The sequence below is a fragment of the Streptococcus oralis genome (assembly GCF_003943385.1).
GTDB classification, from domain to species: Bacteria; Bacillota; Bacilli; order Lactobacillales; family Streptococcaceae; genus Streptococcus; species Streptococcus oralis_CA.
Window position 1 is genome coordinate 188873 of sequence record NZ_RJPI01000002.1, and the last position, 16994, is coordinate 205866.

General features: G+C 41.4%; 16 protein-coding genes. 5 read left to right on the forward strand and 11 right to left on the reverse strand.

The window, feature by feature from the left end; genetic code table 11:
- Positions 1 to 184 precede the first annotated feature (184 nt).
- The 5 genes from D8803_RS02730 to D8803_RS02750 all read left to right on the forward strand — a co-directional run bounded on the left by D8803_RS02730 (position 185) and on the right by D8803_RS02750 (position 6492).
- Positions 185 to 1501 (forward strand): FAD-containing oxidoreductase, encoded by a 1317-nt coding sequence (locus tag D8803_RS02730; protein ID WP_131200167.1) that lies wholly within the window; start codon positions 185 to 187, stop codon positions 1499 to 1501.
- A 603-nt stretch (positions 1502 to 2104) separates the two neighbouring features.
- The gene (locus D8803_RS02735) at positions 2105 to 2860 is read left to right on the forward strand and encodes a hypothetical protein (protein WP_038804909.1); all 756 of its coding nucleotides are present in this window, start codon (positions 2105 to 2107) and stop codon (positions 2858 to 2860) included.
- A 296-nt stretch (positions 2861 to 3156) separates the two neighbouring features.
- A complete protein-coding gene (gene murT / locus D8803_RS02740) occupies positions 3157 to 4500 on the forward strand; it encodes a lipid II isoglutaminyl synthase subunit MurT (RefSeq protein WP_061417326.1) in 1344 nt (447 codons plus the stop codon).
- Positions 4500 to 5282: a lipid II isoglutaminyl synthase subunit GatD gene (gatD, locus tag D8803_RS02745; protein ID WP_061417328.1), complete on the forward strand. Its 783-nt coding sequence runs from the start codon at positions 4500 to 4502 to the stop codon at positions 5280 to 5282. Before murT ends, gatD begins: the two co-directional genes overlap by 1 nt.
- Before the next feature lie 127 nt (positions 5283 to 5409).
- Complete coding sequence (locus D8803_RS02750) at positions 5410 to 6492, forward strand: M24 family metallopeptidase (RefSeq protein ID WP_061417330.1); 1083 nt, start codon at positions 5410 to 5412, stop codon at positions 6490 to 6492.
- A gap of 102 nt (positions 6493 to 6594) precedes the next feature.
- Here the strand turns inward: D8803_RS02750 and D8803_RS02760 are convergent, their stop codons facing one another.
- The 11 genes from D8803_RS02760 to D8803_RS02810 all read right to left on the reverse strand — a co-directional run bounded on the left by D8803_RS02760 (position 6595) and on the right by D8803_RS02810 (position 16986).
- A complete protein-coding gene (locus D8803_RS02760) occupies positions 6595 to 7056 on the reverse strand; it encodes an ECF transporter S component (RefSeq protein ID WP_000814969.1) in 462 nt (153 codons plus the stop codon).
- Positions 7034 to 7807: a bifunctional hydroxymethylpyrimidine kinase/phosphomethylpyrimidine kinase gene (locus D8803_RS02765; protein ID WP_131200168.1), complete on the reverse strand. Its 774-nt coding sequence runs from the start codon at positions 7805 to 7807 to the stop codon at positions 7034 to 7036. Before D8803_RS02765 ends, D8803_RS02760 begins: the two co-directional genes overlap by 23 nt.
- Complete coding sequence (gene truA / locus D8803_RS02770; RefSeq protein ID WP_131200169.1) at positions 7797 to 8546, reverse strand: tRNA pseudouridine(38-40) synthase TruA; 750 nt, start codon at positions 8544 to 8546, stop codon at positions 7797 to 7799. The genes D8803_RS02765 and truA overlap by 11 nt, the downstream gene beginning before the upstream one ends.
- A 96-nt stretch (positions 8547 to 8642) precedes the next feature.
- Positions 8643 to 9794, reverse strand: coding sequence for an MFS transporter (locus D8803_RS02775; protein WP_131200170.1), 1152 nt, complete (start codon positions 9792 to 9794; stop codon positions 8643 to 8645).
- Between the two features lie 112 nt (positions 9795 to 9906).
- Positions 9907 to 10530 (reverse strand): Pr6Pr family membrane protein, encoded by a 624-nt coding sequence (locus tag D8803_RS02780; protein WP_000775202.1) that lies wholly within the window; start codon positions 10528 to 10530, stop codon positions 9907 to 9909.
- Between the two features lie 2 nt (positions 10531 to 10532).
- On the reverse strand, positions 10533 to 10871 hold the full coding sequence (locus tag D8803_RS02785; RefSeq protein ID WP_001061600.1) for a zinc ribbon domain-containing protein YjdM: 339 nt from the start codon (positions 10869 to 10871) through the stop codon (positions 10533 to 10535).
- A 209-nt stretch (positions 10872 to 11080) separates the two neighbouring features.
- Complete coding sequence (locus D8803_RS02790) at positions 11081 to 11599, reverse strand: Dps family protein (RefSeq protein WP_061417343.1); 519 nt, start codon at positions 11597 to 11599, stop codon at positions 11081 to 11083.
- Between the two features lie 149 nt (positions 11600 to 11748).
- A complete protein-coding gene (locus tag D8803_RS02795; RefSeq protein WP_131200171.1) occupies positions 11749 to 13530 on the reverse strand; it encodes an ABC transporter ATP-binding protein in 1782 nt (593 codons plus the stop codon).
- An 8-nt stretch (positions 13531 to 13538) separates the two neighbouring features.
- Positions 13539 to 15275, reverse strand: a complete 1737-nt coding sequence (locus tag D8803_RS02800) for an ABC transporter ATP-binding protein (protein ID WP_131200172.1) — start codon at positions 15273 to 15275, stop codon at positions 13539 to 13541.
- Positions 15276 to 15453: 178 nt separating this feature from the next.
- Complete coding sequence (gene tpiA / locus D8803_RS02805; RefSeq protein WP_131200173.1) at positions 15454 to 16212, reverse strand: triose-phosphate isomerase; 759 nt, start codon at positions 16210 to 16212, stop codon at positions 15454 to 15456.
- A gap of 96 nt (positions 16213 to 16308) precedes the next feature.
- Complete coding sequence (locus D8803_RS02810) at positions 16309 to 16986, reverse strand: DnaD domain-containing protein (protein ID WP_131200174.1); 678 nt, start codon at positions 16984 to 16986, stop codon at positions 16309 to 16311.
- Between the last annotated feature and the right edge of the window lie 8 nt (positions 16987 to 16994).

Consider the following 16994-nt stretch of genomic DNA (forward strand, 5'->3'; position numbering starts at 1 on the left):
ACACAAGAGTGAGGCAAAAGATAGTAGAATCCATTAGGAAAATCATGTAAACGATTTATTATCTATTGAACTAGAATTATAAAAGTTTTTGATAGACCTTTTGACCGGAAATCATTTCCCGTAGCAGATTTGTGCAAAAAGTGTTTTCTTATGCTAGAATGAAAATCGAATAGGAGGACTATAAATGTTAACATATGATTTAATCGTTATTGGATTTGGTAAAGCTGGGAAAACACTAGCTGGTAAATTAGCTTCAGCCGGCAAAAAAGTTGCCCTCGTTGAACGTAGCAAAGCTATGTACGGCGGAACTTGTATCAACATCGGATGTATCCCAACTAAAACCTTGCTAGTTGCTGCTGAGAAAGACTTGTCTTTTGAAGAAGTGATTGCTACCAAAAATACTATCACTAGCCGCCTCAATGGTAAAAACTATGCTACTGTTGCGAGTACAGGTGTGGATATCTTTGATGCGGAAGCTCACTTCCTTTCAAACAAAGTCATCGAAATCCAAGCTGGTGATGAAAAACAAGAATTGACTGCTGAAACTATCGTTATCAACACTGGTGCTGTTTCAAACATCTTGCCAATCCCTGGACTTGCTACAAGTAAGAATGTCTTTGACTCGACTGGTATTCAAAACTTGGACAAATTGCCTAAAAAACTTGGTGTCCTTGGTGGTGGAAATATCGGTCTTGAATTTGCTGGCCTTTACAACAAACTTGGAAGCAAAGTTACAGTCCTAGATGCCTTGGATACTTTCCTACCTCGAGCAGAACCTTCCATCGCAGCTCTTGCTAAACAATACATGGAAGAAGACGGCATTGAATTGCTTCAAAACATCCGTACTACTGAAATCAAAAACGACGGTGACCAAGTTCTCGTCGTAACTGAAAACGAAACTTACCGTTTCGATGCCCTTCTCTACGCAACTGGACGTAAACCAAATGTCGAACCACTTCAACTTGAAAATACGGATATTGAACTAACTGAGCGTGGTGCTATCAAAGTAGACAAACATTGTCAAACAAACGTTTCTGGTGTCTTTGCAGTTGGAGATGTCAACGGTGGACCTCAATTTACCTACATTTCACTTGATGACTTCCGCGTTGTCTACAGCTACCTTGTTGAAGATGGCAGCTACACTCTTCAAGACCGTCTCAATGTGCCAAATACCATGTTCATCACACCTGCACTTTCACAAGTTGGTTTGACTGAGAGCCAAGCAGCTGATTTGAAACTTCCATACGCTGTTAAGGAAATCCCTGTTGCTGCCATGCCTCGTGGTCACGTAAATGGCGACCTTCGCGGAGCTTTCAAAGCTGTTGTCAACACTGAAACAAAAGAAATTATTGGTGCAACTATCTTCTCAGAAGGTTCTCAAGAAATCATCAACATCATCACTGTTGCGATGGACAACAAGATTCCTTACACTTACTTCACAAAACAAATCTTCACTCACCCAACCTTGGCTGAGAACTTGAATGACTTGTTTGCGATTTAAGTTGAGACTTCTTGGTATCTCACAGCCCTCATCGGGCTGTTTTTGTTTCTGCGAAATCTCAAATCTATCTTTTCCCTCTTTTATGATATAATGTCCAAACTTTACTTAGCAGTCCTAATTATATATTGAGTCTCAGGTCACTCTTTCAAATATCAGCAATACATATGACTTTGAATAACTCGCTTCAGCTCATCGTTTTATGGGTAATTTAAAAAGTATATTTTGCAATGATTGTTTCATGCCTAATTAGTAAATTATCCACTCTTTGCACGAGTCGTATGTGTATTTTCATCGTTTGTGGAAAGGTTTTACCGTTTGCAAATTGATGGTTAAGTCGATATATTTTTTCTTCTTAAATATTTTCCAAATTATTTAATCTTTTTAAAGATAAGAATCACTTTCTAATCAATCAAAGGATACTTCAAATTTCTTCATTCTTGATAATATGAGCAATACCCTGCAAAATGTTTAAACTTTATCATTGTAAAAAATATCGAAAGAAATCCCATATTACATTAGTATATATTTGGTATGGGATGAAATTGACTTTCGAAAACATTAACTATATAATGTCTGTAAACAAGAAATAATGAGGTAACGATTATGAATAAAACAGAATTACTGTTACAAAGACTAGATGATATTGGTCAGTCTCTAAAAGATTCTAGACAAGCACTAGCTTTGCTGGCACTTGGTTCTTGCGGAGTAGAAAGAGACCGATTGGATCAATACTCAGATTTGGATTTTTTTGTTATTGTAAAAGATGGCTACAAGCAGGCCTATATACAGGATCTAACTTGGTTAAGTAATCTAGAACCAATTGCATTTCACTACCAAAATACAGTGGACGGACATAAAGTTCTATTTGAAGATGATGTTTTTTGTGAATTTGCTGTCTTTGAAGCTCATGAACTAGTAAACATTCCCTTCGCTGAAGGCAAGATTATCTGGAAGGAGGTCGGTTTTGATGGAACAATCTGCCAGCCACAAAGATTGCCATCAAAAGAAAATAGAGACCGTGAATGGCTGTTGGGAGAAATTTTATGCAATCTATATATAGGACTAGGTCGCTATCAACGAGGCGAAAAATTGGCTGCTTATGATTTCATCCAAAACAGATCCGTCAAGCTTTGGACCGAACTAATCAATTTGGAAAAAACTTCTAAATCTGATTTTATAGATATTTTTAACAGCAACAGAAGATTTGAAAAAGGTTATCCAAATGAGGCCAAACAATTGCCTCACTTCTTGCAAGGTTACGAACGAATTTCTGAATCTGCTCAGGCACTCCTAGAATATCTTGATAAACACTATCCTCTTAACGCATTTATAAAAGAAAAAATTCGTAATTTATTATAAAAGAGACTTTCCAAAAAATGATCTAAATCCCAAAAGTTAGGTATCTTTGTCAGTTATAATGGATTAATGAAATTTTAAAACCTGTAGGGGATAATCGATGTCCTCTCCTTTCTTATGTTCAGAGTAAGAAAGATTTATTTCTTAAAGTTGCCAAAGTTATCAAATCCAAAGATATTGTATTTGATTGGTTTGGTTTAATCAGAACCTAAAAAGCACTTCTAAGGTTACTTCTTTAGTTGATCTTAGAGGTTACTTTAGTTATTGGACTGCTGGGCGCAGTATGATATAATAGAAACATGAAATTAAAAACTACTTTGGGCCTCCTAGCCGGGCGTTCATCTCACTTTATTTTGAGCCATCTTGGCCGTGGAAGTACGCTACCTGGAAAACTCGCCCTTCAATTTGATAAAGATATTTTGCAAAACCTAGCTAAGAACTACGAGATTGTCGTGGTCACTGGAACCAACGGGAAAACCCTGACAACTGCCCTCACTGTCGGCATTTTAAAAGAGGTTTATGGTCAAGTTCTGACCAATCCGAGCGGTGCCAACATGATTACAGGGATTGCAACAACCTTCCTAACAGCCAAATCTTCTAAAACTGGGAAAAACATTGCCGTCCTCGAAATCGACGAAGCCAGTCTTTCTCGTATCTGTGACTATATCCAGCCTAGTCTTTTTGTCATCACTAATATCTTCCGTGACCAGATGGACCGCTACGGTGAGATTTACACAACTTATAACATGATTTTGGATGCTATTCGAAAAGTTCCTACTGCTACTGTTCTCCTCAATGGTGACAGCCCCCTTTTCTACAAGCCAGCTATTCCAAATCCAGTTCAGTATTTTGGTTTTGACTTGGAAAAAGGGCCAGCCAAACTGGCTCACTACAATACCGAAGGAATCCTCTGCCCTGACTGTCAAAGTATTCTGAAATATGAACTCAATACCTATGCCAACTTGGGAGCCTATATCTGTGAAAATTGTGGCTGTAAACGACCTGACTTGGACTACCGTCTGACCAACTTGGTTGAGTTGACCAACAATCGTTCTCGCTTTGTTATCGACGGCCAAGAATACGGCATCCAAATCGGCGGACTTTACAACATCTACAATGCCCTTGCTGCGGTTGCCATTGCTCGATTCCTCGGTGCAGATTCGCAACGGATCAAGCAGGGATTTGACAAGAGTCGCGCTGTCTTTGGTCGTCAGGAAACCTTCCATATCGGTGACAAGGAATGTACCCTTGTCTTGATTAAGAATCCTGTCGGTGCAACTCAAGCTATCGAGATGATCAAACTAGCACCTTATCCATTTAGCCTTTCTGTCCTTCTCAACGCCAACTATGCTGATGGGATTGACACTAGCTGGATCTGGGATGCGGACTTTGAACAAATCACTGACATGGACATTCCTGAAATCAACGCTGGTGGTGTCCGTCATTCTGAAATCGCACGCCGTCTTCGAGTGACAGGCTATCCAGCTGAGAAAATCACTGAGACAAGTAATCTGGAACAAGTTCTCAAGACCATTGAGAACCAAGACTGCAAGCATGCTTATATCCTAGCAACCTATACTGCCATGCTTGAATTCCGCGAACTACTGGCTAGTCGTCAGATTGTTAGAAAGGAGATGAACTAATGGTTTATACTTCACTTTCCTCAAAAGCTGGCAACTACCCTTATCAGCTCAATATCGCCCACCTTTACGGAAACCTCATGAATACCTATGGGGACAACGGAAACATTCTCATGCTCAAGTATGTGGCTGAAAAACTGGGGGCACATGTGACGGTTGACATCGTTTCTCTCCATGATGACTTTGATGAAAACCACTATGATATCGCCTTTTTCGGTGGTGGTCAAGACTTTGAACAAAGTATTATCGCTGGAGACCTTCCTGCTAAAAAAGAGAGCATTGACAACTACATCCAAAATGATGGTGTGGTTCTAGCCATCTGCGGTGGTTTCCAATTATTGGGGCAATATTATGTGGAGGCTTCAGGCAAACGCATCGAAGGGCTCGGTGTTATGGGCCACTATACCCTCAACCAGACCAATAACCGCTTTATCGGTGACATCAAGATTCACAATGAAGATTTCAATGAAACCTACTATGGATTTGAAAATCACCAGGGCCGTACCTTCCTCTCTGATGACCAAAAACCACTGGGACAGGTTGTCTATGGAAATGGAAATAACGAAGAAAAAGTCGGCGAAGGGGTTCATTATAAGAATGTCTTTGGTTCCTACTTCCACGGACCTATCCTCTCTCGTAATGCTAATCTGGCCTATCGCCTAGTCACTACTGCCCTCAAGAAGAAATACGGTCAGGATATTCAACTCCCTGCCTATGAGGAAATTCTCAGCCAAGAAATCGCTGAAGAATACAGCGACGTGAAAAGCAAGGCTGACTTTTCTTAAACTAAGAAAAACTATATCAAAGAACTCCCCTATCTTGTCGGAGTTCTTTTTGCCTGTTCTTTTACCCTTCTCCCTTGCATTTTCTCTCTTTTTTTGCCAAAATAGAGGGGTAGAAAGAAGGTAGCATATGTCTAAATTACAACAAATCCTAACATATCTTGAATCAGAAAAACTAGACGTCGCTGTCGTATCTGACCCCGTCACTATCAATTATCTCACTGGCTTTTACAGTGATCCCCATGAACGCCAAATGTTTCTCTTTGTCCTAGCGGATCAGGAGCCTCTCCTCTTTGTTCCAGCCCTTGAAGTAGAGCGTGCAACCAGCACTGTTTCCTTCCCAGTAGTGGGCTATGTGGATTCTGAAAATCCTTGGCAAAAAATCAAAAACGCTTTGCCTCAGCACGACTTCAAACGTGTTGCTGTTGAGTTTGACAATCTCATCTTAACCAAATACCATGGTTTGAAAACGGTCTTTGAAACTGCTGAGTTTGAAAATCTCACTCCTCGTATCCAACGCATGCGCCTCATCAAATCAGCTGATGAAGTCCAAAAAATGATGGTTGCAGGTCTCTATGCTGATAAAGCTGTAAAAGTTGGTTTTGACAATATTTCTCTTAATAAAACCGAGACAGATATCATTGCCCAAATCGACTTCGCCTTAAAGCGTGAAGGCTATGAAATGAGTTTTGATACCATGGTCTTGACTGGCGATAATGCTGCAAATCCACACGGAATTCCTGGGGCAAACAAGGTCGAAAAAGACGCCCTTCTCCTCTTTGACCTGGGTGTTATGGTCAATGGCTATGCATCAGATATGACTCGTACAGTCGCTGTCGGCAAACCAGACCAATTCAAGAAAGATATTTACAACTTGACCCTTGAAGCACAACAAGCTGCTCTTGACTTTATCAAACCTGGTGTGACTGCTCATGAAGTAGACCGTGCTGCCCGTGAAGTCATCGAAAAAGCTGGTTACGGTGAGTACTTCAACCACCGTCTCGGTCACGGTATCGGTATGGATGTCCACGAATTCCCATCTATCATGGAAGGAAACGACATGGTCATCGAAGAAGGCATGTGCTTCTCTGTTGAACCAGGTATCTATATCCCTGGTAAAGTCGGCGTTCGTATCGAAGACTGTGGTGTCGTAACCAAGGATGGCTTTGACCTCTTTACAAGCACCAGCAAAGATTTGCTTTATTTTGATTAATATTCTTTGAAAATCTTCCCACAATAAAACGCATAATATCAAGGTTTTTCAACAACTGATATTATGCGTTTTTCTGATTTTTAGAACTTTTCTCCAGCCGCTTTACTTAATTTTCTTAATACTCTGACTAAGCACAAACCCTACAACCATTCCCACGATATTTTGCAGGAAGTTTGGTAGGATTTCTGGTAGGGCTGCCGCCCAGCCATTCATCAAAGTTGAACCCAAGGCGTAGCCTCCTACCATCGCAATAGTAGCTAAGATAAGGCCTAGCCACTGAGATTTCCCTTTAAATCCTGCGAAAAATCCCTGCAAGCCATGGTTTACCAAGCTAAAGAACATCCACTGTGGATAGCCTGATAAGAGGTCAATCAAGAAACCTGCTAGTCCTCCAACGACAGCCCCTTCACGACTACCAAAGTAGAAGGCTGCAAAGAAGACACCCGCATCTAAGAGAGTTAGAATGCCTGTTGGTGTTGGGATTTTTAAGAAATAACCTAGAACCACAGAAAGGGCTGTCAAAAGAGATACTAGGGCGATTTTAGTTGTTTTGGTTTGCTTCATATTGTCTTACTCCATATTGATCTGCTTGTGCAATAGCACGGTAAACGAAAGCTTTAGAACTCTCTACTGCTGGTAAAAGTTCATCCCCTTTAACCAAGTGACTGGCAATGCTTGAGGCAAAGGTACAACCTGCACCAGCATTTTGGCCTTGGATAACGGGATTTTCTAGGACAGTGAAGGTTTGCCCATCATAAAAGACATCCACAGCCTTGTCCTGACTAAGGCGATTACCTCCCTTGATAATGATCGCCGGCGCTCCTAATTCATGCAATTTCTGCGCTGCAGCCTTCATATCTTCCAAGGTTTTAATCTCCTGACCAGCTAATAATTCTGCTTCAGGAAGATTTGGCGTAATCACACTGACATGAGGGAAAAAGCGAATCAACTCTTGACAGAGTTCACTAACAGCCACATCGTGCGTTTCCTTGCAGACCAAGACGGGGTCCAATACCACAAGCACTCCTGGACGTTGCTTGATAAAGTCCAATGCCTTCTCAGCCACACTGACAGTTGGTAGAAGGCCAATCTTAATCCCTGCAAACTCCACATCACGCAAGCTATTCAACTCATGTTGGAAAATAGTATCATCCGTAGGGAAGACCTCAAAGCCCTTTTCGGTCAAGGCCGTCAAACAAGTCACTGCTACAAAGCCATGCAAACCATTTAAGGTATAGGTGGCAAGATCAGCTGACAAACCACCACCACTAAAAATATCATTTCCAGAAAGTGCCAAAATACGATTATTCTTCATAACGAATCTCCTTTAAATACAAGCCATTCGGTGCAGCCGTGGGACCTGCAAGCTGCCTGTCCTTCTTCTCCAAAATCGAGTCAATCTGCTCAACTGGCATTCGATTATTTCCAATTTTGAGCAGCGTCCCCACCATATTGCGAATCTGCTTATACAAGAAACCATTTCCTGAAAAGGTAAAGATCAAAAACTGCCCTGTCTCATCGATTGTTAGACTTGCTTCTGTGATGGTGCGAACCTTGTCCTCTACACTGGTACCAGATGCTGTAAAACCGGTGAAATCATGGGTTCCCTCTAGCTTTTTGATGGCCGCCTGCATCCGTTCCACATCGAGTGGATAAGGAAAGTGAGTGGCATAGTGACGACGCATAGGATTTTTGGGACGCCCCCTATCCACGATAAACTCATAGGTCTTGCTATGCTTAGCATAACGGCAATGAAAATCATCTGCCACAACCTCAATCGAAATCACATCGATATCTTCAGGAGACTGGGTATCCAGAGCAAAACGGAGTTTTTCCTCATCCATCTGATAGGGCAGATCAAAATGAATGACCTGTCCTAGAGCATGGACCCCACTATCCGTCCTACCAGCACCGTGAACAGTGATGGCTTGCCCCTTATTGAGTCTCGTTAACGTTTTTTCGATTTCCTCCTGAACGCTCCGCGTATGGGGCTGGCGCTGAAAGCCAGCAAAAGCGTAACCATCATAGGAAATGATTGCTTTATATCTTGTCATGTGTCTATTTTATCAGGAAATAATAGTACAAACAAGTTTAAAAAACAATAATTGTCTGGGGACAAAAACCAAAAAGAAAAACTTAGGAAATCAATCCTAAGCTTTCTTTTGAAGTGCGTACATAACAAAAATAGAAGTGACAATCAACCAGCATCCTAGAATGGTGAAGACCAGCATCCCATTTTGAGTGACCATACCGACAGCTCCCAGGACGAAAGGTGTGGTAAAGGCACCAAAGCTACATCCTAGAACTGCAAAAGAGGTTGCCTGATTAAGGAGCTTCGCTGGGATTCTTTCAGAAAGAAGCTGAAAGACAGTGGTCAAGGCCACACTATAAGAAAAACCTGCCACAATACTTCCAACTACCATCACACCCAATGACGGAGACAAGGCAATCACAATCTGCCCCAATCCAAAGGCGATGCCTGACCAAAGGAGCAATCTTTCTTTAAAGAGAGAAATCAAGACAGAAAAACTCACACCAGCCACAATCCCAATCAGCTGCATGACACTAAGAACAAAACTAGATAATTGAGCATCCCCGAGACCTCTTTCCACCATCAAACTAGGGATACGAATGGTGATAGCTGTATTGGTGCAGACAACAACTGCTGCTTCGACAGCCAATAGAAAAATCAAGCCCTTCATCTGTCCTGTCAAACGAGTCGTTTCTGCCTCTTTTTTCTTTGTTTCTTTCTTTTCTTTCCCATAAGGGACAAAGAGCAGATAAAGGATCAATACTAAAAATCCCGCACTGTAGGCCAAGAAGGTCACTGTCCATCCCAAGGATAAGAGTTGACCAACCGCTAGAGTCAAAATCGATGCCCCGACAACTTCTGCTGATCCGCGAAGACCCAGCATCTGGATCCGTGTCTTTCCATGATAGCGTTCGCTGATGATGGAAATGGCCTTGGCATTGATCATGCCTACACCCAAACCAAATAAAATCCGCATCGCAAAGACAAAGTTGTAATCCTGATACCAGAAGGGGGCTGTTCCCCCGATAGAGAGGATGAGAAGCCCTAAACTAATTTGAAGACGCTCAGGAAACAAACGTTCCAAAAAACCATTTAAAATCAGCATGATCATAATTCCAAAAGAAGGAAGGCTGACCAAGAGCTCGATTTGTTCTTTGGGGTAGCCTTGATAGTAGTCAAACATGGCTGGCAGAGCACTTGAGATGGAAAAGGAGGTAATCAAAACGAGGGAGAGGGCCAAAATACTAGCCCGTTCTAAATATTGTTTCATGGATTTTCTTTCTATATATTTCTCACTGTTTATCCTTTTAAAAGGAAGATGGCAAGAAAAGAAGGAGCCCGATTGAACTAGAGACTCCGTCCTAACTTTCCTAATAGGAAGACTATTTTCGCTTGATTTGCTTGATCAGATAGAAGATGAAGCCTGCAACCATATAAGCCGCAAAAATGATCAAACACCATTTGATGACTACATCCCAACCCTTGTTCACATTTAAAAAGAAATATGGGAAGGGATTGTCCTTGGAATTCGGAATATTGAGTTTTAAGACCAGGCCGTTAAACAAGGCAAAAATCATATAAACCAAGGGCAAGATGGTCCACAAGACTGGATCCCAGATCTTGTATTGACCCTGTTTATCGAAGAAGAGGGTATCGGCTAAAAACCAGAGTGGAACGATATAGTGGCAAAGGAAATTTTCCACACGGTAAAAGTCTGTCGCAATCGGAGCAAGCATAAAATGGTAAATCACACAGGTAATCATGATACTCATGGTAACACCACCCTTGAGACGAAGCAAGGTCGGACTTTGCCAATTTTCACCTGAACGGCTCATCACACGGAGCAGATAACCCGTGAAAATCGTTACCAAAAGATTGGACAACACTGTGTAGTAAAGGAGCATACCAAAACCACCGTGCTTGGTAATCTCCAAATAAACTCCTGTAAATGCCGCTAAGAACAAAAGTACACGACTATAAAAGATAAATTTATAATTCAGTTTCATGGCTAGATTTTCTTAACAAATTCTGACTTGAGTTTCATAGCTCCAAAGCCATCAATCTTACAGTCGATGTTGTGGTCACCTTCTACGATACGGATATTTTTGACACGAGTTCCTTGTTTCAAATCCTTTGGCGCACCTTTTACTTTCAAGTCCTTGATAAGAGTTACAGTATCGCCGTCAGCCAATTTATTTCCATTGGCATCGATAGCGACAACGCCTTCTTCTACTTCTGCAACTTCTGCAGGATTCCACTCATAGGCACACTCTGGGCAGACCAAGAGACTTCCGTCTTCGTAGACATATTCTGAATTACATTTTGGACAATTTGGTAAGTTGTTCATGGGTTCTCCTTATAACATTTCACTATTTTTTGAAAATCAAAATTTCTCGAACAGCAACTATTATACCGTAAAATCCTACTTTTGACAATGTGTCCTAAGTCCAGCAGACAAAAAAATCATGCAACTTTTTACAGTTACATGACTTTTAAAAGATATTGGTCATGGGCACTTATCAAGCACCTCATGATAAAAGGGGTAGCAACTATATCTTACAAACCAGGAGCTTGTCCAAGTTCTGCCGCAAGCATCCAGACTGTTTTCTCAAGTTCAGCCTTAGCCCCAACAAAGATATCGTTTGTAACGTCGTCGCCTTCTTCGTCAGTTACATCCAAAGCTTTTTGGAAAAGAGTGATGAGGTAGCGATAAATAGCTAGAACACGTTCCAAGCTTTCTTCAACGTTACGGAATTCTCCTTCTTCTTCTTCGATTTCACTGTGTTGAAGGAACTCTGTCAAAGTTGAGTAAGGTTTGCCACCAAGGGTAATCAAACGTTCGCTAATTTCGTCAAGATAGCCATCAAGACTGTCCATGTATTCATCCATTTTTGGATGCCAAACGAGGAAGCCACGGCCACGCATATACCAGTGAACTTGGTGAAGGGCGATGTGAGCCACATACAAGTCCGCCACTGCTTGGTTCAATACTTCCTTTGTTTTAGCCAATGCTACTGGCGCTGCTTTAGATAATGTTGTTACGTCTTTTACTGCTTCTTTTTTCAATTCAACCATATTTCTTACCTCTTTTCATTTTTTTATAACCACTTCACAGTAGCTATAATACAAGTATACTACTCCCAGAAAACAATAGCAAGGAAAATGTACTATCTGAGAAAAGTTGAAATAGACTGATAATTTAAGAAAAATCTAGCCTTATTTTATTAGCTGACTTGATCGGATTTACTCGAAAATTGACTTTGATAAAGGTCGTAATAGAAGCCTTTTTCTTGGAGCAAGCTTTCATGATTTCCCTGCTCAATAATCTGTCCATCTTTAAGAACGAGAATCTTATCCGCTTCTTGAATGGTCGAGAGACGGTGGGCGATGACAAAGCTGGTTCTTCCTTTCATCAAGCGTTTCATAGCTTTTTGAATCAAGAGTTCCAAACGGGTGTCAACAGAGGAAGTCGCTTCATCCAGAATGAGAATTTTAGGATTGGCTAGGAGAGCACGCGCGATGGTCAAGAGTTGTTTTTGTCCGAGGGAAATATTACTTGACTCTTGGTTCATCTCCATGTTGTAACCACCAGGAAGAGTTCGGATAAAGTGGTCTACATTTGCTGCTGTAGCTGCTTCTATTATTTCCTCGTCACTGGCATCGAGATTTCCAAAACGTAGGTTTTCTTTGATCGTACCTTCATAAAGCCAAGCATCCTGCAAGACCATCCCAAACTGACGGCGATAGTCTTGACGTGACAACTGGCGAATATCCTGCCCGTCAACCAAGATTGCGCCTGCTGTGACATCGTAAAAGCGCATAAGCAGATTGATTAAGGTCGTTTTACCAGCTCCAGTCGGACCAACAATCGCTACCATCTCTCCTGGTTGAACTTCTAGATTAAAGTCTCGAATCAATGGTTTGTTTTCGACATACTGGAAATCAACCTGCTTAAAGGTTACCTGACCTGTTAAGGGTTCAAGGATTTTGAGTTCTTCTCCCTCTACTTCCTCAGTCTCATCCAAGATGTCAAAGATGCGGTCTAACGAAGACTTGGCACTTTGCATTTGACCCGCAAGTTGTGTAATGTTTTGGATAGGCTGGCTAACCTGCCAGACATACTGAACAAAAGCCTGCATATTCCCTACTGTCAAACGACCTGCAATAACCTGCAAACCACCAAGAACTGCAACGATCAGATAGGTCAAATCCGATACGGCATGAAGGGCTGGCATCATGAGTCCAGAGATAAAGCTGGCTTTAAAACCAACACGTTGGAGATCGTCTGTAATCTTAGAAAATTCTTTATGAGAAGTTTCCTCACGACCATAAAGTTTCAAGACATTAAAACCTGTAAGATTTTCCTGCACATAGCCATTCATCCGTCCTAAAATAGCCGCCTGCTCTTTAAAATAAGGCTGAGAACGTTTCAGGATGCTTCTGGCACCAAAATAGGTCACTGGAATGGATAGAATCACCACTATAGCCAACTGAAAATTCAAATATAATACCATTCCCATCACGAGGACAATCGTCAGAACGGCATTGACAATTTGGAGGAAAGACTGTTGAAGAGCGTTGGAGACTGTCTCAACGTCACTGGTAAAGCGCCCCAACAAATCACCAAACTGGTGTTTGTCAAAGAAAGACACAGGGATACGATTGATCTTTTCAGTCATTTCATTTCGCAGATCCTGAGTCATAGACTGGACTGCATTGGTCATGAAATAGTTGGAATAATAAGAACCAAGTTCATACAAGAGACCTCTAAAGAGATAAATGATTAAAACAGTTCCGATGTAGCCAGTATTGATACTAGCACCCGCCAGTCCATTAGCCATATCTAAGAGATTCTTTGTTAACTCCGTAATGGCTAGCCCCAAGACAAAAGGTTCTAAGACACTCATGACCACACTCAAAACTTTTAGAAAGACTGCAAAGAAGACAGAAAAACGGTAGGCCTTTAAATAGCTCCACAAACGAGCCAAACTAGATTGTGTTTTCATATTTCCTCCTATTCTTCTGTTAGAGATGCATTTTTCAACTGCGACTCAGCTATTTCACGATAGATGTCATTGGTCTCCATCAATTCCTCATGTCGACCGCGACCCACGATTTCTCCCTTATCAAGAACGATAATCTGGTCCGCATCCATAATGGTCCCGACACGTTGGGCAACGATTAAGACTGTTGCATTTTGAGTGACTTCCTTCAGTCTACGACGCAAAATGGCATCTGTGCGATAATCCAAGGCTGAGAAGGAATCGTCAAAAATATAGATATCAGGATTCTTTATAACAGCTCTGGCAATTGAAAGACGCTGTTTCTGTCCACCAGAAAGATTGCTTCCGCCTTCAGCTAGATGAGTCGCAAATCCTTCGTCTCGACTATCGATAAAATCTTTGGCTTGCGCCACGTCTGCCGCCTGATTTAAGTCTGCAGAACTAGCATCTTCCTTCCCATAGCGAATATTCTCAGCAATGGTTCCTGTAAAGAGTAAAGCCTTCTGTGGAATAAAACCAATCTTTTGACGGAGAGACTTAAGGCGATAATCCCTCACATCGACACCATCAACTTTGATTTTCCCGAGGGTAACATCGTAAAAACGAGGAATCAGTTGCACAAGAGAGGATTTACCAGATCCGGTCGAACCAATAAAAGCAATGGTTTCACCTGGTTTAGCACTGAAAGAAATATTGTGCAAAACAGGATTTTCCGTCTCACCAGGATAGGCAAAGGTAACATTTTCAAATTCCAAATAGCCGTGAGTTTCAGTCTCTCTGATACCTCCTTCATTTGGATCAATAGAAATCGGCATCTCCATGACTTCTTTCAATCGTTCACTCGAAACAGCTGTACGAGGATACATGGTGAAGAGACTAGATAAGAAAAGGAAGGACAAGAGGGCGTGGAAACTATATTCGATAAAGGCTACCAGGTCCCCAATTTGAAGAGAACCTTGTTTGATAGGATCCAGAGCAAACCAGACAATGGCTACAATCATAGCAATAATAATCTGAACAAACAAGGGTTCTGTCAAGCCAGTTAGTTTAAACAGACGATTGGAATTAGCTGCATAGACCGCATTTTGTCCTGCAAAGCGTTCCTCTTGAAACTTCTCACGAGCAAAGGCACGAATGACACGAAGCCCCATCAGATTTTCACGAGCGTATTGATTGATTTTGTCCAAAGTTTTCTGCTGTTTCTCTGATAATGGTCGAGTCTTGACCGCTACATAAATGACCACCACAGCCAAGAAAGGTACTGCAAAAGCCACTATCCAAGCTAATGACGGGCTGGTCAAAAAGATCATTAAAATACTAGACAGCATCATCATGGGAGTGATGACACCCAGTTTTAAGGTCTGTTCTGCAAACTGCATGAGAACAAAGGCATCACTGGTAATACGAGTAACCAGTGAAGATACTCCTATCTTTTCATATTCATGATGAGAATACTCTTGTAATTTAGCATAGAGATCATCCCTCATATCCTTAACCATATTGGTCGTCAGCTTACTAGCAGCATAGGCTAAGACTATACGCCCCAAGGTTCCACATAGGATAATCACCAGCATGATTGCAGCCCAAACATACAATTGATGTTCATTCCCTTTATTCACACCTTCATCAATCATCCGAGCCAGAATAGTTGGCAATCCAAGATTGACGATAACAAAGAAAACCGCTCCAAAGAAATCCAAGAATAACCACTTGGGATATTTTTTCAAATAAGACCAAATATAGAGCATAACTCCTCCTTTCATAACTTTTTGATACAGAAAAGAGCGCGCTTCTGCACGCCTTTCCTTCCCTAAGAAACTTTTCTAGTCGGAAAAATTCCTCTTTCACAAGAACGCCCCAAGTAAAAACAAGACAGGCAGTCAAAGTCACCTGGTACTTTTGACTGTCTGTCTGGAAAAAACTAGATTATTTTACAAAATCAAGCAATGCCAAGAAGCTTTCAGCTTCAAGTGACGCGCCACCAACAAGGGCACCGTCAACGTCTGGGCAAGCCATGTATGAAGCAACGTTTTCAGGTTTAACTGAACCACCGTATTGAACACGAACTTTGTCAGCAACTTCTTGACCAAAGTCAGCAGCTACAACATCACGAACAACTTTACACATTTTTTGTGCGTCGTCTTGTGAAGCTGATTTACCAGTACCGATAGCCCAGATTGGCTCATAAGCGATAACGGATGCAGCAACTTGTTCAGCTGTCAAGCCAGCCAAAGCAGCAGATACTTGAGCGCCTACGAATTCAGCTGCTTTACCAGCTTCATAAGTTTCAAGTGACTCACCACAACAGATAATTGGAAGCATACCATTTGCAAAGATTGCTTTTGCTTTTTTGTTGATATCTTCGTCAGTTTCATGGAAGTAGTCACGACGTTCTGAGTGACCAATAACAACGTAGTCTGTACCGATTTCTTTCAAAACTTGTGGGCTAGTTTCACCAGTGAAAGCACCTGCATTTTCAAAGTAGCAGTTTTGAGCAGCAACTTTAAGGTCTGAACCTTTAGCAGCAGCAAGAACAGTTGTCAAGTCAAGTGCAGGGACTGCGATACCAGCTTCAACAAGGTCTGATGAAGGAAGTTTTGAGGCAACGGCTTCAACGAATGCTTTTGCTTCTTCTGGATTTTTGTTCATTTTCCAGTTACCAGCGATAAATGGTTTACGTGACATTTCACATACCTCTTTTTTCATTTTATTTTCTATTATTTTATCATATTTATAAGGAGCTTGCAAACCTTACTCTAATTTTCAAGATTTTTCAAGCGACTAATCTTGCCACAAATTCATGGCATCGAGAAAATCAGCTGAAGCTTGAACTTGTTTAGGATTGTTTGCTTCTCTCTCAGCTCGTTTAGCTTCCACTTGGGCCACAGACTGGATGCCTTCATGGCGCCAATTCCGAAGGATAGCCTGAATATATTTCCAGTTTGGTTTGCCATTTAGAACGGCCTCTCGGAGAGCTTCTTTGATCAAATCTGCCTTGATTCCATCGTCTTTGACTGTCTTGGAAAGATCTTCGATTTCAAACGGCGTTAACAAACGTCCTAATTCCTGCTGGAAAGTCTCAACCAAATCCTTCAATTGATTTTGCGTGTTTGGGGTAGTTGCAGCTGGAGTTTGACTATCCAACAAGCTATCCAAGCGTTCAAAAGCTAAACTAGCATCAAAAATGAGCTCAATCTCCCCATTAAGTTCAATCGTTCGATATTGTAGTAGCCCATTTTCAGTCAAGTTTGAAATGGATTGGTTGACATCTGCAAGTTCTTTTCCAATAGTTTCTGCTATTTGGCTTGGCGACAGCTCATCCAAAGCAGATGTATTTTGTAGATAGAAAAATTGCCAAACGAGAAAATCATCGCTGGAAGGAAAAAGTTCCTTAAAATGCAAGAGAAGGGCACTTGGCAAGACCAAGTTCCCTGATTTAAAAGCGTCAAAATATGTCATAATTCCTC

Excerpts from the sequence above, each read along its gene's own strand:
- D8803_RS02765 (WP_131200168.1), bottom strand. The coding sequence starts at position 7,807 with ATGAAGAATAATCGTATTTTGGCACTTTCTGGAAATGATATTTTTAGT.
- tpiA (WP_131200173.1), bottom strand. The coding sequence starts at position 16,212 with ATGTCACGTAAACCATTTATCGCTGGTAACTGGAAAATGAACAAAAAT.
- D8803_RS02730 (WP_131200167.1), top strand. The coding sequence starts at position 185 with ATGTTAACATATGATTTAATCGTTATTGGATTTGGTAAAGCTGGGAAA.
- D8803_RS02795 (WP_131200171.1), bottom strand. The coding sequence starts at position 13,530 with ATGAAAACACAATCTAGTTTGGCTCGTTTGTGGAGCTATTTAAAGGCC.
- truA (WP_131200169.1), bottom strand. The coding sequence starts at position 8,546 with ATGACAAGATATAAAGCAATCATTTCCTATGATGGTTACGCTTTTGCT.
- D8803_RS02800 (WP_131200172.1), bottom strand. The coding sequence starts at position 15,275 with ATGCTCTATATTTGGTCTTATTTGAAAAAATATCCCAAGTGGTTATTC.
- D8803_RS02760 (WP_000814969.1), bottom strand. The coding sequence starts at position 7,056 with ATGAAGCAAACCAAAACAACTAAAATCGCCCTAGTATCTCTTTTGACA.
- D8803_RS02775 (WP_131200170.1), bottom strand. The coding sequence starts at position 9,794 with ATGAAACAATATTTAGAACGGGCTAGTATTTTGGCCCTCTCCCTCGTT.
- D8803_RS02790 (WP_061417343.1), bottom strand. The coding sequence starts at position 11,599 with ATGGTTGAATTGAAAAAAGAAGCAGTAAAAGACGTAACAACATTATCT.
- D8803_RS02750 (WP_061417330.1), top strand. The coding sequence starts at position 5,410 with ATGTCTAAATTACAACAAATCCTAACATATCTTGAATCAGAAAAACTA.
- murT (WP_061417326.1), top strand. The coding sequence starts at position 3,157 with ATGAAATTAAAAACTACTTTGGGCCTCCTAGCCGGGCGTTCATCTCAC.
- D8803_RS02780 (WP_000775202.1), bottom strand. The coding sequence starts at position 10,530 with ATGAAACTGAATTATAAATTTATCTTTTATAGTCGTGTACTTTTGTTC.
- D8803_RS02785 (WP_001061600.1), bottom strand. The coding sequence starts at position 10,871 with ATGAACAACTTACCAAATTGTCCAAAATGTAATTCAGAATATGTCTAC.
- gatD (WP_061417328.1), top strand. The coding sequence starts at position 4,500 with ATGGTTTATACTTCACTTTCCTCAAAAGCTGGCAACTACCCTTATCAG.
- D8803_RS02735 (WP_038804909.1), top strand. The coding sequence starts at position 2,105 with ATGAATAAAACAGAATTACTGTTACAAAGACTAGATGATATTGGTCAG.
- D8803_RS02810 (WP_131200174.1), bottom strand. The coding sequence starts at position 16,986 with ATGACATATTTTGACGCTTTTAAATCAGGGAACTTGGTCTTGCCAAGT.